Source organism: Massilia putida, assembly GCF_001941825.1.
Taxonomy (GTDB): domain Bacteria; phylum Pseudomonadota; class Gammaproteobacteria; order Burkholderiales; family Burkholderiaceae_D; genus Telluria; species Telluria putida.
Genome location: NZ_CP019038.1, coordinates 6,258,566 through 6,284,919, shown reverse-complemented (window position 1 = coordinate 6,284,919; position 26,354 = coordinate 6,258,566). Strand labels below are relative to the sequence as shown.

Genomic DNA, 26,354 nt, shown 5'->3' with positions numbered 1-26,354 from the left:
GAGGCCCATGAATATACCGTCGAAAGTCTTGTGGGGCGAAGGATTGTTCCTGCGTCCCCAGCACTTCCAGCAACAGGACCGCTACCACGAAGCACGGCTGAACGAGACGGCCAACGCGCTGCATCCTTATTGCTGGGGTGTGCGCAGGCTGGCCATCGATACCGATGCCCTCAAGGCCGACACGCTGCGCGTGACCGAGCTGTCCCTGATTTTCCCGGACGGCGACGTCGTGCGCGCGCCGGACCAGGACCCGCTGCCGCCGCAGGCCCGCCTGGACGAGTTGCCGCCCGACGTGCAGACGATTACCTTCCACGCGGCCCTGCCCGTGCTGAAAGCGCACGGCGACAATTGCGCGGGCCGTGGCGAAACGCGGCCGGATGCCCGCTTCGGCCAGCGCGAACACGATACCCTGGACCTGTTCAGCCAGGCCGCCCCGGCCCCGGTGGCCTACCTGACCCGCACCGTGCGCCTCGTGTCCGAACTCGAATCGCTGGACGCCTACGACAGCTTCCCGCTCGTGCGCCTGCAGCGGGTGGCGACCGGCGGCTTCGAGGTCGACCAAGCATTCATTGCGCCCAGCTTGTCGATCGCCGGCGCCCAGGGGCTGCACGGACGCCTCGTACGCCTGATGGAAAAGCTGCTGGCCAAGGTCAACGCCCTGTACGGCCACTACCGCGAACCGGGCCGGCACGTCATCGAGCTGCGCGGCGGCGACGTCGCGTCGTTCTGGCTGCTGCACACGGTCAGCACCGGCTACGCCGCGCTGACCCATTATCTGAACCACCGCGAGCTGCATCCGGAACGCCTGTTCCAGGAACTGCTGGCGCTGGCCGGCGGCCTGATGACGTTTTCGCGCACGGCCAGGCTGGAAGACTTGCCGGCCTATGCGCACCAGGCCCCGGGCCCGGCCTTCGCGCGCCTGGACGGTATCCTGCGCGAACTGCTGGACACCGTGATCTCGTCCCGGTATTTCGCGATCGCGCTGTCGAACGACCGCCCGTCCTACCATCTGGGCGCGCTCGACTCCGGCAAGATCAACGCCCAGACGACGCTGTACCTGGGCGTGGCGGCCGACCTGGCGGCGCTGCAGCTCGTCGACATCGTCCCGCTGCGCTTCAAGATCGGCGCCCCGGAAGACGTCGACAAGCTGGTGCTGACGGCCATGCCCGGCGTGAAACTGACGCATGCGGCCCAGGTGCCCGGCGCGCTGCCCGTGCGGCCGGACATGGTGTATTTCGTGCTCGATAACCGCGGCGTGCTGTACGACAGCATGCTCAAGGCGCAAGCCATCTCGATCTACGTGCCGAACGGTATCCGTGACCTCAAACTCGAACTGATTGCGATCGCAGCATGAACCATCCCGTCGAACGGCGCGCCGCGCCCACCCAACGCGGCGCCGCCGGCACCGCCCCTGCTCTCGTCGACCTGATGGTCGAGGGGTTTTATGCCCTGTTCCTCCTCAAAAACGGCTGCGGCCCGCAGGACCAGGGCGGCTTCGCCGACCGCATGACAAGCTTCCTCGGCGACGTCGACCGCAGCGCCAAGGCGCTCGGCATCCCGGCCGACGACGTGACGGCGGCAAAATATGCCTTCTGCGCGGCCGTCGACGAGATCATCCTCGGTTCCGACTACGCCATCCGCGAAGCCTGGGAAACCCGGCCGCTGCAACTGCGCCTGTTCGGCGACCAGTTAGCCGGCGAGCATTTTTTCCAGCGCCTGGAAGACCTGCGCGCCAAGGGCAGCGCACACCTGCAGGCGCTCGAGGTCTACCATCTGTGCCTGCTGCTGGGCTTCCAGGGCCGCTTCGCCCTCGACGGCCGCGATAAACTGAACTACCTGACGGCGCGCCTCGGCGACGAGATCGCGCGCATGCGCGGTAAAAGCCGCGCCTTCGCACCGCACGCGGAACGGCCCGATCAGATTGTCCACAAGCTCGGGAGCGACACGTCGCTGTGGGTCTTGTGCGGCGTCTTCGCGCTGGCCGGCCTCGGCGCCTATCTGGGGTACCGGAGCGCGCTCGGCCACGAGACGGACCGGGCGCTGGTCAGTTACAACGATCTCATCAAACTGCCGCCGCGGTCGGCCAATGTGACGATCACGTTGCCCTGATGGGGGCACCGTTCTGGCTGCTCGACAGGTCGTTCTACGCCGCCGTAACAGATAAGCGTTACTGGACGACCTTGAACTCGATACGCCGGTTGCGCGCCCGTCCTTCCGGCGTGCGGTTGTCCGCCACGGGACGGTCCGGGCCTTCGCCGGACACGGCGATCATGTCGGACTTGATGCCGCGCCCGACCACATAGGCCTTGACGGCCTCGGCCCGTGCCTGGCTCAGCGACAGGTTGCCGGCGCGCGAGCCCGCATTGTCGGTGTGGCCGATGACCTCGACCCGCTTGTCCTTGAGGCGCAGCAACGCCACGCTCATCTGGTCGAGGATGGCCTTGCCGGAATCCGTCAGCGTGGCTTGGCCGGATTCGAATTCGATGATGCGGTTGGCCAGCGCCGCATCCAGCATGCCCTGCTCCGAACCCGCCACACGCAGGCCGTTGTTGACCGTGTAGCCGGGGTCGAGGGCCAGCGCCATGTCGCTCGCGACTTGCGTGCGCTGGGCCTCGCTGGCAACATCGCCGCGCAGGCTGACGTTGGTGCCGTCGATCTGTAACTGGCCCCGGCTGATCAGTTTCAGGTTCGGACCGATCAGCTTGCCGACATGCTCGTTCCAGTTCGCCGGCGTCGAGACTCGGCCGACCGCGAGCTGGTCCACGATCCGCTCGGGACCGTACACGGCGCGCAGGCGGGCCAGCAACGCGGCCTTGCTGGCGTCATCCCCGACCGTACCGGAGACGACGATGGGCGCGGCGGCATCCGCGAGGGCGGCGACCGGCGCGCAGGTGGCGGCCGCGACGGCCATGGTCAACATCAGTGTCTTCGGATTCAAGGCGCGGCTCCGATAAAGGTTTTCAAGAACAATTCGCGCGCCAGACGCAGGGGCAGCGCCGGCTGTTCGAGATAGCTGGCCAGGGTACGCACATCGACGTCCAGGCCCAGCTGCTCGTCGATCCAGGCGTCGTCGGCGAGGTGCACCTGCTGGTCGACGGCGACGAGCGGGTCGATCAGGGCATGGAGCGTGCCGGCCGCCTCGCCGCCGAAGCCGACGACGAGGGCAGGACGCTCGCGCACGCGGGTCAGGAACAACACGAGATCGAAACCGCTGCGCCGGATGAACGGCAGCACCAGTTCCAGCCAGAAGGCGGCGGCGGCGTACCGGTTGACGCCATCGCACGGCAGCGGCAGCACGAGGCTCTTGTGGAGGCTGGCGGGACGGCTGTGCATGACGGGCTGCAGCAGCAGACCGAGCCCGAGGATCATGCGGTTCGTCGCCAGTTCCAGCTGCGCCGTCAGCTCGCCCACGGTGGACAGGGCCAGATAACTGTCCAGGGCGGCATCGTGCCCGCCCAGCGCCGCCGGCGCGTCCGCGATCGCCTGCAGGTACGCGCTCGGGTCGCCACTGCCCAGCACGCGCGGCGCCATGCCTTCCAGGTAGTCCCACAACGGCCCGAAGATCAGCGGGCAGCGTGTAACGAAGCCGGCCGGATCGGGCACGTCGATCGTGCGCATCATCAGGAACGGGAAGCGCCGCCCCGAGCGGTCGTGGCTGGCGACGAGGTGACCAGCCACGGCATGGCGCCGGCCAGGCCCGACGAAGGCAAAGCTGGCCGGGGCCATCGCGTCGTAATTCAGCTTCCAGCGTGCATCGGCGGGCAGCCGTGTCATCACCTGGGCGATCCAATCGTCCAGCATGCCGATGACCGGCTGGTCGTCGGCCAGCTTGACGAAGTCGCTGTGCGCCGGAATCTTGCCGAAATAGCCGATCCGGCTGGACGCGGGCGCGCGCTGCAAGGTACGGCTCACGGTGCGGTTCACTGCGACGCTCCGGCCAGCGCGGGGCCGGTAGCGGCAGTCGCGCGGCCGACGACGGCGTCGGGCAGGCGCAGGCCGCGGAATCCCTGGCTGGCCTGCGCATCGCCCGCCGTGGTCTCCGTGCTGCTGACGCGCTTGAGGTTGACCGCTACAGAGACATTGCCGGCGCTCCAACGCAATTCGTGCGAGCCCGCATCGAGACGCTTCTTCGCCGCCGCCTCGATCATTTTCTGCAGTCCGAACTGGCCCGCCTCATTGAACAGTTCCACCGTACGGCCATCGAACGTGACGGCGCTGATCTTCGCGCCGCTGCTGCCCTGCGGGCCAGGATGCACCATATTGACCCACGCCGGCGGTGTGTTCCGGTAGCGCAGCTGCTGGCCGTCGATGTCGATCGTGTACTCGATGACGCCGGGGGCGGTCAGCGGCAGCAGCTGGAACACGGTCTGTGGCCCGCCGCCGGCCGCGACGCCGTTGGCCGACAAGGGCGCGACCCAGCCCGGGAAGCCGCTCACGACCTGCGGCGCCAGCGTGATGCCGATATCGGCCCACGTGCGGCTGCTGAGAACGTCGCCGCGGCGCACGACTAGCGGCCCCATGGTCGTGCCCACGAATTTCGCGACGACGCCGTCCGGACCGAACACCTGGCCGATCTCGGCCGGCGTGGCCTGGATCTGGGCCGAAGGCGCGAACGGATACTTGGCCGCCAGTGTCTTCTGAAACGGCTCGACGACTTGCGCCTGCCACGTCTTGTTGATTTCCGATTCCGAGGGCAACACGATCATCGCAAAGGTCTGCACCAGCGGACGTACGAGCAGTGGACGCAGCATCTGCTTCTGCGTGTCCGTCATCCCGGTCAGCATCTGCTCGTCAACGTATTTCAGCGCGTCGGCCAGCTCGGAACCATTGCCTTCCAGCGTCTGCTGCATCAGCTGCTTGGCGCCGGGGCCGGGGTCGCCCTGGTTCTTGAGTTGGTTCAGGCGGCTGCGCAGCTTCGACAAGGCATCGAGATAGCCCGTCATCAGCGACGCATCCTTTTCCTTGACGCCGACGAGACGCGCGACGCCGGCGAACTCGCGCCCCACCGGGCCGGCCGCCTGCACGCCGCCGACGGGCAACGGTCCCACGGCGTCGGCGACCTGGCGCGCCTCGCTAGGCGTCTGCCTCAGCACCATGTCGCGAAACCACCCGGTCAGGCCGCGCTTGAGCTTGACGGTGTCGACCCGCCCCTGCGTCGGGTCGTCCCAGGACGTCTGTTCGTGGACGGCCTTGAGCACCTTGGCCAGTGGCGAGGTCAGCGGATCACCCAGGCGGTTCATCGCCTGCACGCTGGCGTCGAAGCCATTCAGGTCGGCGATCGTCACACCCTGCACGAACTTGCTCCATTCGCGCGCATAATCGGCCTTGTACATCTCGACGAGAGCCTTCTGGATCTGTTCCGGGCTGCCCTCCAGCGTGAGGTCGTCCTTGGCGACGCTCTTGAGGACCCAGTCGCTGCTTTGCAGTTCGCGCGTCGATGCCTCGCGGATCGCGCCCTGGACAAATTTCTACCACGCATCGCGGGTGTAGGCAGCGCCGATGGCATAGCTGCCCACGACCAGTGCCTGGTCCTGTTCGCCCACGATGCGCGCCACCGTCACGCCGGGAAAGCGTGTCGAGGCGCGGGTGCGGATGTCTGCGTACACGCGCTCGCGCGCCGGCGTGCCGCGCACGACGCGGCGCAGGTTTTCGCGCGCGGTGTCCAGCAGGCTGAGCTTGGGTGTGATCTGAGGCCAGGCCTGGTCGTCGATATGCGCCAGCACGAAGGTCAGTTGGCGCTCGGCGCTGCGGATCATTTGTTCGCGCGGCATCGCACCCCGGTTCGCTTCCAGCCAGCCGCGCCAGAAGCGCGTCAGCTGGTCGTTCAGGTGGCCGGACTCGGCATGCGTCTTGTCCGCCAACATCAGGTAAGTCTTGAGCGCATTGTAGGCGTCGCCCACATTGGTCGAGGAAACGTCCTGATAAGGCTGGCCCGGCCTGGCCGCCGGCGTCGCCCGCACGTTCGGGTCGAGCTGGGCGGCATTCGCATTCATGTCGGCCAGCAGGCCCTCGAGTGCGCCCGCCACCGGCTGCACCATCACTTCGCGCACGCCTGCGAAATACTCGTCGCGCAATTTGCGTTCGAGCGCCTCACCCTGGTACAGGCCGAATGCCAGCGCCCAAGGACGATCCTCACGGTATTTCTCGAGCTGCTCGATGCGGTCCTGAAGGATGTCGAGGCCTTCCAGTCGCGCCTGCAAGTCGGACCGGCCTGCCTGCAGCTTCATGACCTTGTCCAGGTCGGCCTTGACGTTCGCAACCAGCTGGCGGTTGCCCATGTATGACCAGCTCCAGCCGCCCAGCGCGCAACCAAGCAACAGCGTGGCCGCGAAGAACGCGCCGATCTTCATGCGCGTGGCGGCCGGGCTGGTGTAACGCTTGACCAGGTCGCGGTCGGCGAAGATCACCTTGCGGAACAGCTGCAGCAGAAAGAAACCGGACTGCTCTGCTCCCTGCGTGGATTCGTCGCCGGCAGCCTTGTCGCCGAGCGGTCGCAGCTGCAAATCGAACCGTCCGGCAACGCGCCGCGCCGACAAATTCTCGACACTGCCTTCCTGCAGGGCGCTGGTGAAATAAAAGCCACGGAACACGGGTTTGAATTGCCACGTGTTTTCTTCGAACAGCGTGGCGAGGAAGGCACGCAGCTGGGGCTTGAGCACGGCGAATTCGAGCGGGAACGTGAACACGCCGGAACGCGGCGCGGTGCTGCGATTGCCGGCCATGCTGGCCAGGCTCATCTCCTTCAGACCATCGTGCAGTTCGTCGAATTGCTGGTCGAAGAATGCCAGGACGTCCTGCGGCGTGCTGCGCCGGTTGTAGCGCAGGGTCGCGCCCCAGACGCGTTCGCGTTCCGTCCGTTCGCAGTCATGGAAGAAGTCGGCGAAGCCGGCGATCAGATCGGCCTTCGTGAAGATCACGTAGACCGGCGCGTGGACGCCCAGCCGTTCGGTCAATTCCTGCACGCGGGTGCGCAGGCTCTTGGCCAGCTCGATCGAGGCCTCGGGACTGCCGCCGGCGAGCTCGGCGACGCTGACCGCGATCAGGATGCCGTTGATCGGTGCCCGCGGACGATGCTTGCGCAGGAGATCGAGGAAACTGAACCACTCGGCGCGGTCCGCTTCGAAGACGGAATAGCGCCCGGCCGTGTCGAGCAGGATGCCGTCCGTGGTAAAGAACCAGTCGCAGTTGCGCGTGCCGCCGACGCCTTGCACGGCCTTGCTGCCCGGGATCGGGAAGGTCAGGCCGGAATGCTTGATCGCACTGCTCTTTCCCGCCGCCGGGTTCCCGATGATCATGTACCACGGCAATTCGTACAGCGCCGCGGCACCACGCGTCAGCCCCAGCTTGGACGTTTTGATCGTGTTGATCGCTTCCAGCATACCCTTGCGCAGTACGGCCGCATCGTTGCGCGCGGACTGGGCCTTGCCGTCGGCCTCCGTGTCCGTCAGGATCGCGTCGCCCAGCCGGCTGGCCGCGCGCTTGCGCAGCCAAGCACGGATGAGCCACACGAGGCCGCCCGCGCCCAGCAACAACAGGCCGAGCAGCGCCGCCCAGATCAGGGCCACGTCGGGAGATTCCGCGCCCAGCAGCAGGAATGCCGCGAGCATCCCGATGCCGATCACGGCCAATACACGTCTGTCGGTCAAGAACTGCCAGAGTCGGGCGATCATATTTGTTCGGGAGTTGGTGAATACCATCGGCAATACTGGCACTATTTCCTAATTGAAAATTTGAGGTGAGACAACGCTGCGGGACCCCGACCAGGATCAGTGATGCATCACCCCGCGCATCCGCAACTCGGTATGGCCGAAATCCATCATGGTCCAGCGTCCGCCCCAAGTCAGGCCCACCGATTCCGCGACGTCGCCGTAGAGCTGATAACCCCGCATTGCCCACGGATCCTTCTCCGAGATCACGAGTTTGCCGTCACGCCAGAACGCGCAGTCGGCCGCCAGTCCATACTGGTGCCAGCTCTGGAATGCCCGCGCGTTCGTCACCTGCGAACCCATGCCGGCCAACATGTCCTGGCGCGCCGGGCTGCGGTACCCTTCCAGCAGCGCCATCTCGTAACCGTATTTCTCTTTCATGATCTTAAAAACCAACAACAGTCTCTGGCTGTACTCGGGCCGCAGGAGCCCCCAATTGCGGCTGGCGTCGACCAGCATCGGACGCACCAGTTCCACGTCCCGCGTACCGAACGCGAGCGGCGGCAACGCGGCTGGCGGCACCAGTTGCTCGCCCTTGAGCAGCGCGGCGACCTGGGCGTCGACGACCGTATCGACGGGTTCGTAGTCGGGCAGCATGTCCGGCCGGCGCAACAGCAACGCGAGCAGCGTCGGAATCAGCACGAGCGGCACGCCGACGGCGAACCAAGGCCAGCGCCGGCGCAGCAGCGTGCGGCCGTCGTACAACAAGCCGCGTGCACCCGACCAGGACGCCTGAAGCGTGGCATTGCCGCTGCGCTGCCAGCCCTCGACCCGCCATTGCAAACGTCGCTGCAACATGCCGAGCACCTGCAGCACCGACGCCCTCCCACCCGGAAACAGGGCGAGCCAGATGACGCTGCAGGCCAGACAAAAGTACAAGAGTGCGACGAAGATCAGCATCGGCTTCTCCCGTTTGTTTCTAATTGGAACTAGTTTTCCAATTTTAGGAGTAACGCTGTGCGCCCTACAGATGAAAATCAAGCCGTCTCCAGACGTCCCAACCTGATGTCGTCGTCGCGCCGGACGAATGGCGACATCCATATCCTGGCCATGCTGGACGGCCACGCGCCCGGCAGGCGGATCTTCGCCCGGCCGGCCGTGCTCTGGTACGGCGCCGCCGGCGTGGCGGCCTGTTCCCTGCTCGTCGTACTGGCCTGGCTCGTGCGCGGCGCGACGCCGGCGCGCGACAGCGTTCGGGCGGCCGTGCCGACCACGGGTACGACACTGACCAGGGAAGCGCCGGCGCCCACGTCGCTACCGGTGCCGGCGCAAACTCCCGGGCCGCAGACCGTACAGGTCCCGGACGCCACGCGTGGCGCAGTGATCGTCGATGTGGCAGCGCCGGCACCGGTCATGGCGCCTCCGCCTGCCCCGGCCGCGGCGACGCCGGCCGCGTCGGCACATGCCGCAGCACATCGCACACCGGCGCGACCGCAGCCGGCATCCCGGTCGGCGCCGTCCCAGGCGGCGTCGCTGGCGCATGCAGACCCGGTACCGCGCCAGAAACGGGCAATGTCCAGGACAGCGCCGTCGTCCGCCACGGTCGATACGGACGTCGCCCTGATCTCGGCCATCCTGCAGCACACCGGCACCGGCAGCGAGGCAGCCGATGCCGGCGGCGCGCCGACGTGCGTGGATAAGGCGTGTAACCCGCGCTTGCCGTCCCGACAATAGGAACGCACGAGCAGGCCGTACCGGCGCGGGAAAACCACGCCGTGCGCCGCCGCGACGCCAAAACCGCTGGGCCATCGTCGCCGGCACCGTTATACTGTACAAAAATACAGTTGGCGCGGTATGACGATGATCAAAGTGCTGGAAAACGAGTTTTATTACCTGGATAACTTCCAGCGCGTGCTGGATTGGATCGCCGAGCGTTACGCCGACCTGCTCATCGATGACGAGCACGCTTTCATCGCCGCCTTTCCCCAGCTGCCGCAGCCGGCGCGCGCATTGTTCGTCCGGATGGTGATGCGCAAGGGCACCCTGTTCCGCGCCAGTAAGCTCAACTACGCCGAGATCGGCTGCCCGCGCGAGGCAGCGCACGCGCTGCTGCCCAGCGGCTGGATCGAGTCCGATCCCGTCCTCACGCTCGACGAGTTGTTCGACCTGTTGTCCAAGCCGGAACTGGCCGTCGCCTTCGGCCTGACGGGCGCGCAGAAGAGCGCGCGCAAGGCGGATCAGCTCGAATCGCTGCGCGCCGACGCCGCCCATGCCGACGACCGCCCCTTCTCGCAGTGGTATGCCGGCTGCGACGACCTCGCGCTGCGCCTGCGCGTGCAACCGCTGTGCGACCGCCTGCGCCTGATCTTCTTCGGCAACCTCTCCCAGGATTGGACGGAATTCGTGCTGTCCGACCTCGGGCTGTTCCGCTACGAACGCGTCGAATTCTCGCCGGCGTCGCGCGGCTTCCGGGCCCGCCGGGACATCGACCACTATCTGCAACTGCACGCCTGCAAGGAGCGCTATTACGCGGGCGAGCCGGCGCTGGACGTCCTGGCCGACCTGCCCCGCCACGCATTCGGCAACGACTGGCTCGACAGCCGCCGCGAGCGTCTCCTGTTCCAGCTCGGGCAACTGCTCGAAAAGGAAAGAGACTGGGACAACGCCTATGCCGTGTATGCCGGCTGCCGCTATCCGGGTGCGCGCGGACGCGCGATCCGCGTGCTGGAAAAGCACGAGAAATTCGACGAAGCCTACGCGCTGTTCGAGACCGCGCTGCAGGCTCCGGAAAGCGAGGCGGAGCGCCAGCACCTGCTGCGCCTCGGGCCGCGCCTGGCGCGCAAGCTGGGGCACCCGAAAAGTCCCGCGCGCCGCGCGCCGCCGGCCGCGCGAATCGACGTGAATCTGCCGCTGCCGGGCGGCGGCGAATGGCGCGTCGAAGGCGTCGTGCTGGAGCATCTGTGGCGCGACGACGCGCCGGTCTTCTACGTCGAGAACACGCTGGCCAACACGCTGTTCGGCCTCCTGTGCTGGCGCGCCATCTTCGCGGCGATTCCGGGCGCGTTCTTCCACCCGTTCCACCGCGGTCCGGCCGACCTGTTCGCGGCCGACTTCTACCAGCGCCGCAAGGGCGACTTCGACGCCTGCCTCGCCCTGCTGGACGACGGCCGCCACCGCGCCGCCATCCTCGCGACGTATGAAGAGAAAACGGGCGTGCAATCGCCGTTCGTCGCGTGGGACTGGCTCGGCCGCGACATCATCGAACTGGCCCTCGATTGCATCCCGGCCGCGCACCTGAAGCTGTGGTTCCGCCGCATCCTGCAGGACGTGAAGGAAAACCGCACGGGCTTCCCCGACCTGATCCAGTTCTGGCCGGGCGAATCGCGCTACGACATGATCGAAGTGAAGGGCCCCGGCGACCGTCTGCAGGACAACCAGCTGCGCTGGATCGACTATTGCGCCGCGCACGGCATGCCGATCACGGTGTGCTACCTGCAATGGGAGCAGGCGGCGGCATGAGCGAGATCGACAGCGGCGCGCGCTACGTCGTCGCCGTGCGCGCGCTGTGCGAATTCACGGCCAAGCAGGGCGACCTCGACCTGCGCTTCACGCCCTCGCCCACCGCGCAGGAAGGCATCGCCGGCCATGCCGTCGTGGCGTCCCGGCGCGGCGAGAACTATCGCAGCGAAGTGACGCTCGCGGGCGACTGGGGCCCGCTGCACGTGCGCGGTCGCGCCGACGGCTACGACCCGGACCGGAACCTGATCGAAGAAGTCAAAACATACCGCGGCCAGTTCGCGAGCATCCCCGACAATCACCGGCACCTGGCATGGGCCCAGCTGCGCGTCTACGGCCACCTGTTGTGCGAGCAGCTCGGACTGGACGAGGTCAATCTGGCGCTGGTCTACTTCGACATCGGCAGCCAGCAGGAGACCGTGCTGCGCGAGACCCGCACGCGCACCGAACTCGCCACGCTGTTCGACGACCAGTGCCGTCGCTTCGTCGCCTGGGCCGCACAGGAACTCGCGCACCGCGCGGCGCGCGACGCGGCCTTGACGACGCTGCGCTTCCCGCACGCGGACTTCCGCCCCGGCCAGCGCCAGCTGGCCGAAGCCATCTTCCGCGCGAACGCGGGCAAGCGCAGCCTGCTCGCGCAAGCGCCGACCGGCATCGGCAAGACCATCGGCACGCTGTTCCCGGCGCTGAAAGCGGCGCCTGGACAGAACCTCGACAAGATCCTTTTCCTGGCCGCGAAGACCCCGGGGCGGCAACTGGCGCTGGACGCCGCGGCCACGTTGAAATCCGGCGGGACGATCCCCCTGCGCGTGCTCGAGCTGAGCGCGCGCGACAAGGCCTGCGAGCATCCGGACAAAGCCTGCCACGGCGATTCCTGCCCGCTCGCCAAGGGCTTCTACGACCGCCTGCCGGCCGCGCGCGCGGCGGCCGCCGGGGCGGACACGCTCGACCGCGCCACGCTGCGCGCGATCGGCCTGGCGCACGACGTCTGCCCATACTATCTGGGCAGCGAGATGGTGCGCTGGAGCGACGTCGTCGTGGGCGACTACAACTACTGGTTCGACGGCGGCGCCATGTTGTACGCGCTGGCGCTGGAGCGGGGTTGGAAGGTCAGCGTGCTGGCCGACGAGGCGCATAACCTCGTGGCGCGCGCGCGCTCGATGTACACGGCGACGCTGCAACGCGGCGACCTGCGCGCGGCGCGCGCCGTCGCGCCGCCGGCGCTGCACAAGCCGCTCGACAAGGTCAAGCGCTCGTGGACGGACGTGAGCAAGTCCGCGCCGCTGCCCTACCAGGTGCTGGACGGCCTGCCCGACAAATTCCTGAACGCGCTGCAGGGCGCGGCGAGCGCCATCACGGAGCATATGGCTGCGTTCCCGGTGCCGCTCGATCCGGAACTGCAGGACTTTTATTTCGCCGCGCTGCAGTTTGGCCGTCTGGCCGAATCGTTCGGCGAGCACTCGCTGTTCGACGTCACGCGCGACAACGAGCGGGATACGACGCTGTGCATCCGCAACGTCGTGCCGGCACCGTTTCTCGGTCCGCGCTTCGGCTACGCCCATTCGACGACGCTGTTCTCGGCCACCTTGAGCCCCTGGCATTACTTCGCCGACCTGCTCGGCATGCCCGCGGACACGGCATGGATCGACGTCGACTCGCCATTCACCGCGAGCCAGCTGGACGTGCACGTGGCGCACGGCATCTCGACGCGCTACCAGGAGCGCGCCGGCTCGCTGGCACCGATCGCCACGCTGATGGCGGACCAGTACCACACGAGGCCCGGCAACTATCTCGCGTTCTTTTCCAGCTTCGAGTATCTAGAGCAGGTCGCGGACCGCTTCGAACGCGACCATCCCGATATCCCGGTCTGGCGCCAGGCGCGCCGGATGAGCGAGCCGGAACGGGCGGAGTTCCTCGCGCGCTTCGTCGCGGGCGGCCGCGGCATCGGCTTCGCGGTGCTGGGCGGCTCGTTCGGCGAAGGCGTCGACCTGCCGGGCGAGCGCCTCATCGGCGCCTTCGTGGCGACGCTGGGCCTGCCGCAGGTGAACCCGGTCAACGAGCAGCTGCGCCAGCGCATGCAGGCGATGTTCGGCGCGGGCTACGACTACACTTACCTCTATCCCGGCATGCAGAAGGTCGTGCAGGCGGCCGGCCGCGTGATCCGCACGGAGCAGGACCGCGGCGTCGTCTGGCTCATCGACGACCGCTTCTCCCGGCCCGACGTGCAGGCCCTGCTGCCGGCCTGGTGGCATGTCGGTCAAGCGGCCTTGTAGAGGCGCAGCGACGAAGACAGCGCGATTACACGGCGAGGAGCTGCAACGGCGCCATGGCTGACCTGAATCGGCCCCTAGCGCATCAGGTCGCGCACCTTCTGGTAACCGCTGCGGCTGATCGGAATGCGCGCGCCGGACTTCAACACGGCGCAATGGCCATCCTTGCCCGTCGGCTCGATGCGCGCGATGGCGCCCAGGTTGACGATGTACGAGCGGTGCACGCGCAGGAAGGCCTTCGGATCGAGCTGGCTTTCCAGTTCGGCCATGCGCTGGTTCTTCAGCCACTGGCGGCCTTCGGCGAAGAAGGCCACGTAATCGTCCTGGGCCTCGACATAATCGATGCGCGCGACGGGGATCACCTGCACGCGCGCGCCGTCGCGGATCAGGACCCGCTCGATCGGTTGATGGCGCGCCTGAGCGTCGCTCACGAGCGCGCGTAGCGCATCGTCCCCCTGGGTTGCGGACACCGGCGTGGCCAGGCGTGCGCGTGCGTGCGCGAGCGCCTGCGCGAGGCGCTCGCGGCTGAACGGTTTCAACAGATAGTCGAGCGCGTGCACATCGAACGCGCGCAGCGCGAACTGGTCGTACGCGGTGACGAACACGTAATGCGTCTTTGCGCCGGCCAGCTCGACGACTTCGAAACCGTCCAGCTTGGGCATCTGGATGTCGAGAAAGACGAGATCGGGCGTCAGCTCCGCGATCGCCTTCACGGCCTCGAAGCCGTTGGCGCACTCGCCGACGATCTCCACGTCGGCATGCGCATTCAGGTGTTCGCGCAGCACGGCGCGCGCCAGAGGTTCGTCGTCAACGATGATCACGCGCATGCGTCAGATTCCTTCCATGTCGGTTGCGGTATGCGGTTCAAAGGCCGTCACGGCCGGCAGCGCGAGCTCCACGATGAAGCGGCCGTCGCGGCGCACCCAATGCGCGCTGGCCTCGTGCCCGTGGTCCGCGGCCAGGCGCTGGCGCACGTTGACGAGGCCCAGACCCGTGCCGGGCGCGCTGGCGTCACCGCCGGCACCGTCCGGGTCGACGTCGTTCTCCACGCGGATGCGCAGGATCGACCCGGCGCGTGTCGCCTCGATGCGCACGAGGCCGGGGTCGATCATCTGGCCGATGCCGTGCTTGATCGCGTTTTCCACGAGCGGCTGCAGCAGCATCGGCGCCAGCAAACACTGAGCGGCTGCCGGATCGATGTCGGCCTCGAAGCGCAGCCGGTCGCCGAAGCGCACCTGTTCGATCGCGACGAAATGGCGCACGAGCTGCAGTTCGCGCTCGAGCGTGACCTTGCGGTCGGCGCGCAGTCCCAGCGTGTGGCGGAAGAACTCGGCCAACTGGACGGTCATGTCGCGCGCGGCCGCCGGGTCGAGCGACGTCAGCGCGCTGACCGAGTTCAGGCTGTTGAACAGGAAGTGCGGATCGACCTGCGCGCGCAGCATGCGCAGCTCGGCATCCTGGGCCATCAGCTTCATCTGCAAGCGCTGCGTTTCCAGCTGGCGCACCCGTTCGGACTCGATAAGGAGGTAGTTCACGGCGGCCGCCAGGCCATACAGGATGACGCCGAGGCCGAACATCGATGCCAGCACCGGCGCGCTCGCGACCGGGCTATAGCCTTCGGGCGCCAGCGCCGCCAGCAGGCTGTTCCACGCCGCGCCGATCGCGCACCACAGCGCGGCGGCGCAGGCCGCCGTCATGCCGACGCCGGCCGCGATCGCGAGCGGACGGCGCCGGTCCAGCGGATACGCGCGGCACACGTAGTAGGCGGAAAAGCCCGTGGCGTACGCGTACACGAAAGCCAGCGGCACGGAGAACGACAGGCTTGCGCCCCAGCCCGCGCCGCTGACGGCCAGCATGGCCGCAAGCAGCAGGCCCAGCATCAGCCAGGCCAGCAGGTAGAGCAGCGCCGCGCGCCAGTTGGCGAAGACCCCGTGCACCGGCGGCGCCCGTCAGTTGCGCACTTCCACGCCACCCATGATGGCGTAGCCGGTGATGACGAGGCGCTTGCTGCCGTCGGGCGGCGTGACGGTTTTTTCGGAAAAGCCGCCCATCACCGGCGTGCCGTTCAGGACGACGGTCCAGTCGGGCGGTACCTTGATGTTGATGCCGCCCCAGATCGCAAAGACGTTGATCACGGCTTCCTTGACGATGGACGCTTCGCGCAGGTCGAGCGCGCAGCCGCCCATCACGGCCGTGATCTCGCCGCCGCGGAAATCCGGCGAGCTGACGCGGCGCTCGATGCCGCCCAGCACGGCCACGATGTCGACGACATTGTCCGGGCCCGTCCCCGCCACGCTGCTCGTGCGCGCCACCCGTCCCGGGCCCAGCGAGCGGTACAGCACGAGACCGCCCAGCGCGATCATCACGAGCGGCCACAGGGTGCCCCAGCTGACGTAAAAGTAACCCAGGCGGCCGAAGATCATCAGGAGGCCGATCGCGATCAGCACGCCGCCCATGTAGTTGCCGCTGCGCGGACCGTTGCCGAACAATGCGGCGCAGCCGGCCACGATGAAGACGAGCGGCCAGAAGCCGATCGCGTGGCGGAAGTTCAGGATGTCCAGATTGTCGAGCAGGAACAGGACGCCCATGCCTACGACGAGCAGGCCCAGCACGACCTGGCTGGAAGCGCGGTTCGTATTATTTTCCATGACCGTTCCCTCCCCGGGCGCCGAAGCGACGCTCGGCGATCGGCCGGATCGCCATCGTGATGCCGCTGATAATGATGAACAGGGGCCAGCTGTTGCCGAACGTGAGGCCCCACAACCCTTCGAGCACGGCGAACAGCCACAAGCCGATAAAGACAGTCCACAGCCCGTTAGAAAATTCGCGGGCGCTCGGGTAGCCGATGGTCTGGTTGATGCCCATCACGACCAGCAGCAGCGGCGCGTAGTGCCAGAGTGAGCGGATGTCGACCACGTCCATCTGGTCCAGCAGGAAGGCCACGCCCAGCCCCACCAGCACCAGTCCCCACAACACCTGGCGCCGCAGGTGGTAGGAAGCTTCGCTATTCATGTTACCTCCGGTTGTCGTTGAATCGAATGACGACACGATAACGGAGTCCGGGCCTGCTGCGGAAGCGCTTTTCGGCAAACGGCGGTGCCGTGCCGGTGAATTGCGGCGCGGTCGGTGAATGCGAAAAGGCCCGCCATGTCGCCATGGCGGGCCTCTGGAAGCGGATGAAACGGCGGGCGGATCAGGCCATGATCACGCGGCCGCGACGGCCTGCGGACGCTGGCCCTTCTGCTGGTTGCGGTATTTGGCGCGGGCGGCTTCGATCTTGAGGGCTTCGCGCGCGATGTTCATCTTGCGGATTTCCTCGCGTTCTTTCTTGCCGCGGTGCTGGGCGACGTGTTTGTTGCCGATCTTGGCGGTCATTGATTTCTCCTGTTCGGTGACGGTAAGCCTGCAAATCGTGATTCAAGAACGGGAGGTGCCGATCCGGTCGTCCGACGGCATCAACATGCCCCAGCCCAGCTGGCGCCGGATTTCCTCGGGCGTCGGCGGCGGGCTGGTGTCCTTCGAGCGCCGCTCGAGGTATTCGCGCACAAGGTGCTTGGGTGGATGGCTCGTCGTAGTCGTCGTCGTAGACATGGCAACCTCCGCTTCCGGTGAGGCCGGCGCGTTCGCGGATCGATGACCGCGGAACGACACCCGCATGAAATTCTGGTGCCGGTCCTCGAGGCGACCGGCTGACCTGTTGAGGTGGTTGGTCGCCGCGGATGTTCGCTGGCGCCTCACTCAACGCCTCCATCGTAACGACGCCATGGGGGTGCGAACCGTTAGATGCCGCACACTGTTCGGCCCCTTGAGTTCCAGTCCTACAAACCACCTTCAACTGCGCCTACGCAGCGTCGGAAATGCAATAAAAAAAAGGGCCGGAGCCCCTTGTTCTACGCCCGGAAACGGCGTCAGAAACGGTATTTCAGGTTCACGTAAAACTGGCGTCCGCTGACGTCAAGCTTTTGCTGTTCCTCCTCGCTGTAACGGTAGTAGGCGCGCTTCACGTTGGTCAGGTTCGTCGCGTCGAACGTGAGTAACAGGTTCGGCGTGATGTTGTAGCCGGCGTTGAAGGCCAGCGTCGTCACCGGCGCGGCCATCGTGGGCGCGGTCGGCATCAGGACGCCGTTCACGCTGTACAAACCCTGGCTGTTGGCCGTCGGCGCCGGCGCCGTGGAGCTGTTCACGTACTCGCTGCGATAGTTCGCCACGAGGCGCAACGACACCTTGTCGTTCTCGAAATAGCCGCCCAGGTTCGCGGCCCGCTCGGATGCGCCGATCATCGGCCGGCCGTCGTCCACCTTCGTGTGGGCGCGGCTGATATTGCTCGTGAAGCCGAAGCCGGTCGTCCCGATCGGCTGCTCGTACGACAGTTCGAGGCCCGCGATGTGGGCGCCCTGCTGCTGCGACGTCTGCACGGCATACGTCCTCATCGCCTGCGCCGCCGCGTCCCACAAGTCGATCGTGGCGCCGCCGCTGGTACCGGTCTTCGCATACCCCTGGATGCGCGAGTAGAACAGGTCCACGGCGACAAGCGAACGGCGCGCGAAATACCACGCCCACGATGCGTCCAGATTGTCCGACGTGAGCGGCTTGATGTCCGGATTCGGGCCCGTCACGCGGCAGCCCTGCGCGTCGCACGTGGGCGTGCCGAAGCCGGCGCCGAGCAGGTTGTAGTTCTGGCGTCCCACCGTGCGGCTCGCGCCGAAGCGCACGATCTGTTCCTTCGTCAGCTCGTAGCGCAGGTTCATGCTGGGCAGCCAGTTGTTGAAGCGGCGGTCCGTCTTGATGAAGTAATAGGTGTTGCCGGTGTTGTTCTTGAAGGGCTCGTTGTCGTAGTCAGGCTGCAGGTCGCCTGCGTTCGTGATCGCATCCGGATAGGCAGCGCACGGGATCGCAGGCTGGCCGGGCGCCGCGCGCAGGCAGACGCCGGCCGGGATCGGCGTCGGGATGTCGGCGTTGATGCGGGTCTGCACGAAGCGCAGGCCGACGTTGCCCGACCAGCGCTCGCCCTCCAGGTTGGCCATCACATAGCCTGCGCTCTGGCGCTCGCGCATATGCAGCTCGGACGCGATGCGGCGCTCGTAGTCGTCGCTCGTCGCTTTCGTCGCGCCCGCGAAATACGCCATCAGCACAGCCGGGTCGAACGTGTAGCCCGTGTTGTCCCAGCCGGCCGGACCGTCGAGGCCCGCGCCGAAATTGGACGGCCAGGGAATCGTGCCGGTCGGCGCGCCGATCGTGATGTCGCGGTTGTGGTAGGCCGGATAGCGGCGTGCGCTGTCGCGGTGGTGGTCGGCGTAGCGCAGGCCGCTGTCGATCGACTGGATCCAGCCCTGTGCGACGCGGTACTCGCCGTCGATCTGGCCGCTCGTCTCGCGGTCCGTCGTCTTGAGGCCGGAGATCGTGCGCACCACCAGTTGGTCCGGCTTGACGCCGGTGCCGTAGTACTTCACGTACGGCGCATTGTCGACGCCGGCCAGCGCATATGACACGCCCGTGCCGAAGCTGGCGTAGGTCAGGCCCTGATCGAAGTCGGTCTTGCCGACGCCGCGCGTCGTCGACAGCAGCGTCTTCAGCGTCAGGTCCTGATTCACGCGCCACTTGCCGTCCAGGTCGAGAAAGGAACTCGTGGCACGGGCGCCCTGGCGATAAAAGCCTTCCGAGTTGCCGATGTATTGCGGCGGCGTCCCGTCGGGGAACATGATGTCGGCGCTTTTCAGCACGCGCAGCTGGTCGCCGTACAGCGTCGTCTCGTTGACGATGACGGGGTTGCGGATCGACGCGAACACCTGCTGGCCGTTCGAATTCGTGTTCGGCGCGGACGCGCCGGTGGCGCCGTCGGCCAGCGACGCTTTACCGAGCAGCATGCTGTAGATGGCGCCGGCCTTGAGGCGGCCGTAATTGGGCGCCTTCAGCGTGGACGTGAAGCCCGTCATCGTGAAGTCGAGGTCCTGGTTCGGCTTGAACTCCAGCGAGAACATGCCGCCCTTGCGGTCGCGGACGCCCTCGACGAATTCGGTGCTCATCGAACCGGGCAGGCGCACGCCGTTCAGGTCCGCGGCCTTGTAGCCGCTGCCTGCCAGCGACGCGTCCGTGATGCCCTTCATGGTGCTCGTGTTGATGACGTCCCAGCCGCTGCTCGTGCCGTAGGCGAGGCGCGACGCGGAATCGCGGCGGATATAGCGCTTTTCCGCGAAGCCCTGGACGATGAAGCCGAACGTGCCCGCTTCGTTCTTCCAGTTGACGGAGGCGTTCAGGTCCGGCGCAGTCTTGCCCGGCAAGGTGGCGTAGCTGGCGCCCGCGCTGGCCACGCCCGACAGGCGCTCCTTCTGCGCCAGGGGCTTGCGGGTCGTGACGTTGACGGTGCCGGCCAGGCCGCCGTCGACGATGTCGGCCCGCGACGTTTTATAGACGATGGCCTGGTTCAGCACCGACGACGGCATCAGCGACAGGCTCGTCGAGCGGCTGCTGGACGCCTGGTCGGCAATGTACCAGTCGCCGCTGCTGACCGTGTGGCCGTTGAAGACGATGAGGGACATGTCCGGATTGGTGCCGCGCATCGCCACTTTTTCCGCTTCGTCGTAGTCGGTGCGGACCGCCACGCCGGGCAGGCGCTGCAGGGAGTCGGCCAGGTTCTTGTCCGGCATCTTGCCCACGTCCTCGGCGGTGATCACTTCGACGTTGGCGGTGGCGTCGCGCTTGACGGCCAGCGACCTGGCCATCGACGCGCGGATGCCCGTCACTTCGACCGTCTGCATGCCGGCGCTGCCGGCGTCGGTCTGGGCCAGCGCGGGCATGCCTGTCACGCCCAGCAACGCCATCGAGACAGCGGCCGCGAGCGGCTTCCGCTTCAACATTTCTCTCTCCTCATTATCATCGTAGGGCCGGTGTCTCCCGGTCGCGCGCTCAGTATTGACGATGACAAAGTCGTTGGATAATGATTACTGTTGAAGAATCTATAACTTAAAGGAATGCTCGGCAGAATATTTTCATTTTGACTGCAGCGCGCGGCCGGGTTAGCGTAGTGGTTTATCGTCCGCCCGAGGAATGCCATGCGTCCTGCCCGCGCGCCGTGCGCGCTTCTGATTCCTACGCTGATCGCCCTGCTGGGCGCCGGTTGCGCAACGCCGCCCGTCGCGCCGCCCGCGGCCATGACCGGCGCCGTCCCGACCGCACAGGTCGCGGCCACGGAACCGCTCGACACGATCCTGGCGAAGCCTTTGTACCGCATGCACCCGGTCGAAGCGGGCCGCTACATCACCTGGGTGCACGAGGCCGAACCCGACCTGCGCAAACGCATCGCCGCCATCGCCCGCAAGAATCTCGGCCAGCCGTACCGCCTGAACCTGCTGGGCGAATTTCCGTACCAGGTGCACGACGATTTGCCGATGTTCAGCCTGGACCACAGCGATTGTGTCGTGTTCGCGGAACACACCTACGCGATGGCCCTGTCGCAGTCGTGGGACGAATTCTTCTGGATGCTGCAACGCATCCGCTATCGCGACGGCATTGTCGGCGTGGCCACGCGCAACCACTACACCGAGATGGACTGGAACGTCGCGAACCGCTGGCTCGTCACGGACATCAGCGCCGAGCTGGCGGGCCCCGACGGCCCCGCCTACACGATGACGATCGACCGCGCCCGCTTCCTCAAGACGCGCCACCACACGGACGCCAGCATCCCGGTCGAGACGAGCCGCCAGGCGTATGTGCCGAAAGACCGCGTGGCCGCCATCGCGAGCCGGCTGCGTGAAGGCGATCTCGTCGACGTGATCTCGACGCGCGACGGCCAGTACTGGGCGTCGCACGTGGGCCTCGTCGTGCTGGGCCCCGACGGCCGGCGTCACTTCCTCCATTCGTCCGAGCCGCAGGTGCGCGAGGAAACATTCGAATCCTATATCGCCCGCGCCGCCGCCCGCGAGGAGCGCAACCGCCAGGCCGGCAAGAACGGCCAGGTCCTGGCCGGGTTCAAATTCCTGCGCCTGAACGACGACATCGTGGTGCCGCCGATGGCACCGCAGCCCCGCCCGGGCCATCCGGCCGGCACCTGAACCTCCGTCCGGCGCGCCGCCGCCGGACCGCACTCTTCCCGGCGGTGATCCGCCGCGTCCCCCTCCGCTTGATCCATTCTCGGAATTCATTTCCGAAAATGAAATCTATTTCCTTAATTGGAAAAATTACTCTCAAACATATTCCATAATTCAATTTCCTATTTCGTGTTCGTGTCATTTTCGACGAATTCCGTTTAGGCGGTTGAGCATGGTCAAACCCGAATTTCATATACGCCGAGATAATAAACTTACTCAGCAATATTTAATCTAACAAGCGGCACATTTCATCCATCAACAGATGACCTTAGAAACAATTACGCATACCCGATAACCCGTTTGTTTTTTACTGACGGATATTCATCTTCGCCAACTCACGCCGCGTTTCAGAATCATGATCCAGCTAAATCAAGCGCTAATCAGCCGATTTTGCTCCAGAATGGTGTCCCTGCATCGCACGACGAAAATCGCGCTGATGGTGACGGCTGATCTGATCGCACTGCCTTTCTGCTTTCTGATTGCAATGCTGCTGCGCGGCGGCGATCTGAAACTGGCCTCCCATTTCGGGCCGGCCTCTTATATTCTGGTCGCCGTCGTGACGATTGCCGCATTTTCCGTTTCCGATTTATATCGTGCCGTCATTCGCTTCATCGACCAGCGCTTATTGAGCGTCACCGGCATCGCATTGGCCGTTGCCATTTTGTGCGCGTACGCCGTGACGTTCTCGATCAAGGAGGAAAATTTCCCGCGCAGTGCATTGGCCATTTACTGGTTCATCGTATTTTCTTATGTCATCGCGTCGCGGATCGGCGTACGAGCGTTCCTGCGCAATCAGCAGGCGGGTCCGCGCGGCGCCACGGAAGTGGTGGCCATCTACGGTGCCGGCGAAGCCGGCGCACGGCTGGCGCAGGCGATGCGTAACAGCGAGGAATACCGCCCGGTCTGCTTCTTCGACGACAAGCACGCGCTCATCGAACGCAACATCGGCGGACTGCGCGTATTCCATACCGACCGTCTGGCGGAGATCGCGGGCGCGCTGTGCATCCGCTCGATCGTGATCGCCCTGCCGTCCGTGTCGCCGGAACGCCTGCGCGACATCATGCAGCGGCTCGCCCAGGCCGGCATCACCACCAAGATCCTGAGCCGCCTCGTCGACCTCGCCGACGACAAGGCCACGCCGCGCGAAAGCATCCGCGACCTCAAGTTCGAAGACCTGCTCGGCCGGCCCCCTGTACCGCCGCGTCTCGACCTGTTCGCCAAGTGCGTGCGCGGCAAGACGGTGCTCGTCACGGGCGCGGGCGGCTCCATCGGCAGCGAGCTGTGTCGCCAGATCGTCACCCTCGCCCCGAGCCGCCTGCATCTGCTCGACCATTCCGAATACGCGCTGTACACGGTCCGCCAGGAACTGGCCACCCGCTTCCCCGACATTCCCGTGCAGGCCCACCTGGGCTCCGTCTGCAACGCCGACCTGGTCGAACGCATCCTGCGCGCCGGCCCGGTCGACACGATCTACCACGCGGCCGCCTACAAGCACGTGCCCCTCGTCGAGACGAACATCGTCGAGGGCCTGCGCAACAACGTGCTGGGCGCCCAGGTGATCGCCACGCAGGCGGCCCGGCACGGCGTCGAGACCTGCGTGCTCATCTCGAGCGACAAGGCCGTGCGGCCGACCAACATCATGGGCGCCAGCAAGCGCATCGCGGAGCTGATCTTCCAGGCCGCGGCGGCGCGGCAGGGGCCAGTCGACGGCGCGGACAACGGCCCCGGCACGACGTTCTGCATGGTCCGCTTCGGCAACGTGCTCGGCTCGTCGGGCTCCGTGATCCCCCTGTTCCAGCGCCAGATCGCCCGCGGCGGCCCGCTCACCATCACGCATCCCGACGTGTCGCGCTACTTCATGCTGATCCCGGAGGCGGCCCAGCTGGTGATCCAAGCCGGCGCCATGGCCAAGGGCGGCGACGTGTTCGTGCTCGACATGGGCGAACCGGTCCGCATCGTCGACCTGGCACGCACACTGATCGCGCTGTCCGGCCTGACAGAAAAGTCGCCGCAGAACCCCGGCGGCGAGATCGAGATCCGCTATGTCGGCCTGTTCCCCGGCGAGAAGCTGCACGAGGAATTGCTGACGGACGGCGTCGTCTTCCCCAGCGACCATCCGCGCATCATGCGCATGAAAGAAAACGCCCTGCGCCCGGCAGTGCTGGACACATTCATCACCTGCCTGATGATGGCTTGCGAGACCCATGAACGCCCGATGATCGAGGCGATGGTCAAGGCCATCGTCACCGAATACAGCCCCAATCAGCCCGCCGTGGAGCCGGCCAGCGTCCCGACGGCAGCGACGACGTCCGCAGCTGCGCCGGCGGCGGCGCTCGCGGCGCCGCAGCAGCGCCTGGGCCTGATCAAGCGATTCGTGCCGTTCCGGATCTGACGGCGGCACACCCACCCTTCCACCACCCGTTTGGCGAGGACACACATGCGTGACGAAAGCAAACCGGCCTATCTCGAACAGCTCACCGCCCGGCTGAGTGAGCGCACCGCCGTCATCGGCATCATCGGCCTGGGCTACGTCGGCCTGCCGCTGACGCTGCGCTATGCCGAAGCCGGTTTCCGCGTGCTCGGCATCGACATCGACGGCGGGAAGGTCGAACGCCTGAACCGCGGGGACAGCTACATCAACCATATCGCCGCCGCCGACATCGCCCGCGCCCGCGAACGCGGCTTCGAGGCCACCACCGATTTCACCCGCGCCGGCGAGCCGGACGCCCTGATCATCTGCGTGCCGACGCCGCTCAACGCCTACCGCGAACCGGACCTGTCGTTCGTGCTCGACACGACGGACGCCCTGCTGCCCTTCATGCGGCCGGGCCAGCTGCTGTCGCTGGAAAGCACCACCTATCCGGGCACGACCGACGAAGAACTCAAGCCGCGGCTGGAATCGCGGGGTTTCACGGTCGGGCAGGACGTCTTCCTCGTGTTCTCACCCGAACGCGAAGATCCGGGCAACCCCGATTTCCACACCCGTACGATCCCCAAGGTGTGCGGCGGCGTCACGCCGGCCTGCCTGGAAGCCGGCGTCGCGCTGTACAGCCAGGCGATCGACCGCGTCGTGCCGGTCAGCTCGACCCGCGCCGCCGAACTGACCAAGCTGCTGGAAAACATCCACCGCGCGGTCAACATCGGCCTCGTGAACGAGATGAAGATCATCGCCGACCGCATGCAGATCGACATCCACGAGGTGATCCGCGCGGCCGCCACGAAGCCGTTCGGCTTCACGCCCTACTATCCCGGCCCCGGCCTGGGTGGCCACTGCATCCCGATCGACCCGTTCTATCTCACCTGGAAAGCGCGCGAGTACGGACTGCACACGCGCTTCATCGAACTCGCCGGCGAAATCAACAGCGACATGCCGCACTGGGTCGTGGGCAAGCTCACGGACGCGCTGAACCGTCGCGGCAAGGCCGTGATGGGCAGCCGTGTGCTGGTGCTGGGCATCGCCTACAAGAAAGACGTCGAAGACATGCGCGAATCGCCTTCCGTCGAACTGATGGAAATCCTGCGCGAAAAAGGCGCCGTCGTCGAGTACTCCGACCCGCACGTGCCCGTGTTCCCGCGCATGCGCGAACACCGCTTCGACCTCAGGAGCGTCGAACTCACGCCGCAGCGGATCGCGTCCTACGACGTGGTGCTGCTGGCCACGGCCCACAGCGCCTTCGATTACGAACTGGTGCGCCAGTATGCCGGGCTGATCGTCGATACGCGCGGCGTCTACCCGACACCGTTGCCAAACCTCGTCAAAGCGTGAGGAGCCGACCATGCGCCAGTATCCCGCTCCCATCACCGACCGCAAGATCCGCTTCGCGCTGGTCGGCTGCGGCCGCATCGCCGCCAATCACTTCGAAGCGTTGCGCCAGCATCACGACCGTGCCGAACTGATTGGCGTATGCGACGTCGACCCGCGCGCCCTCGACCGCGCCGTCGGGGCCACCGGCGCGGCCGCTTACACGAGCCTGGAGGCGATGCTGCGTGACTGCCCGGCCGATGCGTTCATCGTCACGACGCCGTCCGGCCTGCATCCCGAGCAAGCGATCCGCATCGCCCACGCCGGCCGCCACGTGATCACGGAAAAGCCGATGGCCACGCGCTGGGAAGACGGCAAACGCATGGTGGCGGCGGCCGATGCGGCCGGCGTGCGCCTGTTCGTCGTCAAGCAGAACCGCCGCAACGCCACGCTGCAACTGCTCAAGCGTGCCGTCGACAAGAAGCGCTTCGGCCGGATCTATATGGTGAACCTGAACGTGTTCTGGACACGGCCGCCCGAGTACTACCGGAGCGCCAGCTGGCGCGGCACGTGGGAATTCGACGGCGGGGCCTTCATGAACCAGGCCAGCCACTACGTCGACCTGATCGACTGGATCGTCGGCCCCGTCGAGAGCCTGCAGGCCTACACGGCCACGCTGGCGCGCGACATCGAAGTGGAGGACACCGGTGTGCTGAGCCTGCGCTGGCGGAACGGCGCGCTGGGCTCGATGAACGTCACGATGCTCACCTACCCGCGCAACCTGGAAGGCTCGATCACCGTGCTGGGCGAGCACGGCACGGTGCGCATCGGCGGCGTCGCCGTCAACGAGATCCAGCAATGGGAATTCGCCACGCCCGACCCAGACGACGCGCAAGTGGCGGACGCCAGCTACCAGACGACGTCCGTATACGGCTTCGGCCATCCGCTGTATTACGACAACGTGCTCCGCGTGCTGCGCGGCGAGGCCGAGCCCGAAACGGACGGCCGCGAGGGCCTCAAGTCGCTGGAAGTGCTCGTGGCGGCGTATATGTCGGCGCGCGACGGCAAGCGTGTCGCCTTGCCTTTGGAGTACTGA

Annotated in this window: 19 protein-coding genes and 1 pseudogene; 9 read left to right on the top strand and 11 right to left on the bottom strand. The window is 66.4% G+C overall.

Annotated elements, in window-relative coordinates; all coding sequences use genetic code 11:
* Nucleotides 1–7: 7 nt before the first annotated feature.
* Both tssK and icmH read left to right on the top strand, forming a co-directional pair.
* Nucleotides 8–1,354 carry a type VI secretion system baseplate subunit TssK gene (gene tssK / locus BVG12_RS30215; protein ID WP_075795631.1) on the top strand — a complete coding sequence of 449 codons (1,347 nt, stop codon included), beginning with the start codon at nt 8–10 and terminating at the stop codon, nt 1,352–1,354.
* Complete coding sequence (gene icmH, locus BVG12_RS30210; protein ID WP_075795630.1) at nt 1,351–2,109, top strand: type IVB secretion system protein IcmH/DotU; 759 nt, start codon at nt 1,351–1,353, stop codon at nt 2,107–2,109. Before tssK ends, icmH begins: the two co-directional genes overlap by 4 nt.
* 58 nt (nt 2,110–2,167) lie before the next feature.
* Here icmH and BVG12_RS30205 read toward each other — a convergent pair whose 3' ends face one another.
* The 4 genes and pseudogenes from BVG12_RS30205 to BVG12_RS30190 all read right to left on the bottom strand — a co-directional run bounded on the left by BVG12_RS30205 (nt 2,168) and on the right by BVG12_RS30190 (nt 8,606).
* Nucleotides 2,168–2,938 carry an OmpA family protein gene (locus BVG12_RS30205; protein WP_370662820.1) on the bottom strand — a complete coding sequence of 257 codons (771 nt, stop codon included), beginning with the start codon at nt 2,936–2,938 and terminating at the stop codon, nt 2,168–2,170.
* Nucleotides 2,935–3,924 carry a type VI secretion system-associated protein TagF gene (gene tagF / locus BVG12_RS30200; RefSeq protein ID WP_229503755.1) on the bottom strand — a complete coding sequence of 330 codons (990 nt, stop codon included), beginning with the start codon at nt 3,922–3,924 and terminating at the stop codon, nt 2,935–2,937. Before tagF ends, BVG12_RS30205 begins: the two co-directional genes overlap by 4 nt.
* Nucleotides 3,921–7,670 (bottom strand): annotated as a pseudogene (gene tssM / locus BVG12_RS30195) (type VI secretion system membrane subunit TssM). The gene tagF and the pseudogene tssM overlap by 4 nt, the downstream one beginning before the upstream one ends.
* A 96-nt stretch (nt 7,671–7,766) precedes the next feature.
* A complete protein-coding gene (locus BVG12_RS30190; protein WP_075795629.1) occupies nt 7,767–8,606 on the bottom strand; it encodes a M15 family metallopeptidase in 840 nt (279 codons plus the stop codon).
* Nucleotides 8,607–8,663: 57 nt separating this feature from the next.
* Here BVG12_RS30190 and BVG12_RS30185 point away from each other — a divergent pair, with 57 nt between their 5' ends.
* The 3 genes from BVG12_RS30185 (at nt 8,664) to BVG12_RS30175 (ending at nt 13,435) form a co-directional block, all read left to right on the top strand.
* Nucleotides 8,664–9,380, top strand: a complete 717-nt coding sequence (locus BVG12_RS30185; RefSeq protein WP_156895773.1) for a hypothetical protein — start codon at nt 8,664–8,666, stop codon at nt 9,378–9,380.
* A 126-nt stretch (nt 9,381–9,506) separates the two neighbouring features.
* Entirely contained in the window at nt 9,507–11,165 is a 1,659-nt protein-coding gene (locus tag BVG12_RS30180; RefSeq protein WP_075796657.1) for a VRR-NUC domain-containing protein, read from the top strand.
* Nucleotides 11,162–13,435: an ATP-dependent DNA helicase gene (locus BVG12_RS30175; protein WP_075795627.1), complete on the top strand. Its 2,274-nt coding sequence runs from the start codon at nt 11,162–11,164 to the stop codon at nt 13,433–13,435. Before BVG12_RS30180 ends, BVG12_RS30175 begins: the two co-directional genes overlap by 4 nt.
* Before the next feature lie 74 nt (nt 13,436–13,509).
* On the opposite strand, the gene BVG12_RS30170 is transcribed toward BVG12_RS30175, so the two are convergent.
* The 7 genes from BVG12_RS30170 to BVG12_RS30145 form a co-directional block, all read right to left on the bottom strand.
* Nucleotides 13,510–14,259, bottom strand: coding sequence for a LytR/AlgR family response regulator transcription factor (locus BVG12_RS30170; protein WP_075795626.1), 750 nt, complete (start codon nt 14,257–14,259; stop codon nt 13,510–13,512).
* Nucleotides 14,260–14,262: 3 nt separating this feature from the next.
* Nucleotides 14,263–15,369 (bottom strand): sensor histidine kinase, encoded by a 1,107-nt coding sequence (locus BVG12_RS30165; protein ID WP_229503754.1) that lies wholly within the window; start codon nt 15,367–15,369, stop codon nt 14,263–14,265.
* 12 nt (nt 15,370–15,381) lie between these two features.
* Nucleotides 15,382–16,080, bottom strand: a complete 699-nt coding sequence (locus tag BVG12_RS30160) for a LiaI-LiaF-like domain-containing protein (RefSeq protein WP_075795625.1) — start codon at nt 16,078–16,080, stop codon at nt 15,382–15,384.
* Nucleotides 16,070–16,444, bottom strand: a complete 375-nt coding sequence (locus BVG12_RS30155; protein WP_075795624.1) for a LiaF transmembrane domain-containing protein — start codon at nt 16,442–16,444, stop codon at nt 16,070–16,072. The genes BVG12_RS30160 and BVG12_RS30155 overlap by 11 nt, the downstream gene beginning before the upstream one ends.
* 192 nt (nt 16,445–16,636) lie before the next feature.
* Nucleotides 16,637–16,807, bottom strand: a complete 171-nt coding sequence (locus tag BVG12_RS34640; protein ID WP_169926850.1) for a hypothetical protein — start codon at nt 16,805–16,807, stop codon at nt 16,637–16,639.
* 42 nt (nt 16,808–16,849) lie between these two features.
* Nucleotides 16,850–17,023 carry a hypothetical protein gene (locus BVG12_RS34635; protein ID WP_169926849.1) on the bottom strand — a complete coding sequence of 58 codons (174 nt, stop codon included), beginning with the start codon at nt 17,021–17,023 and terminating at the stop codon, nt 16,850–16,852.
* A 317-nt stretch (nt 17,024–17,340) separates the two neighbouring features.
* Complete coding sequence (locus tag BVG12_RS30145; protein WP_075795622.1) at nt 17,341–20,286, bottom strand: TonB-dependent receptor; 2,946 nt, start codon at nt 20,284–20,286, stop codon at nt 17,341–17,343.
* Between the two features lie 195 nt (nt 20,287–20,481).
* Between BVG12_RS30145 and BVG12_RS30140 the strand changes: the two genes are divergently transcribed.
* The 4 genes from BVG12_RS30140 to BVG12_RS30125 all read left to right on the top strand — a co-directional run bounded on the left by BVG12_RS30140 (nt 20,482) and on the right by BVG12_RS30125 (nt 26,354).
* Nucleotides 20,482–21,480 carry an N-acetylmuramoyl-L-alanine amidase-like domain-containing protein gene (locus BVG12_RS30140; protein WP_083685525.1) on the top strand — a complete coding sequence of 333 codons (999 nt, stop codon included), beginning with the start codon at nt 20,482–20,484 and terminating at the stop codon, nt 21,478–21,480.
* A 436-nt stretch (nt 21,481–21,916) separates the two neighbouring features.
* Nucleotides 21,917–23,908, top strand: coding sequence for a polysaccharide biosynthesis protein (locus BVG12_RS30135; RefSeq protein ID WP_075795621.1), 1,992 nt, complete (start codon nt 21,917–21,919; stop codon nt 23,906–23,908).
* A gap of 45 nt (nt 23,909–23,953) precedes the next feature.
* Nucleotides 23,954–25,282, top strand: a complete 1,329-nt coding sequence (locus BVG12_RS30130) for a nucleotide sugar dehydrogenase (RefSeq protein WP_075795620.1) — start codon at nt 23,954–23,956, stop codon at nt 25,280–25,282.
* A 10-nt stretch (nt 25,283–25,292) separates the two neighbouring features.
* Entirely contained in the window at nt 25,293–26,354 is a 1,062-nt protein-coding gene (locus BVG12_RS30125; protein ID WP_075795619.1) for a Gfo/Idh/MocA family protein, read from the top strand.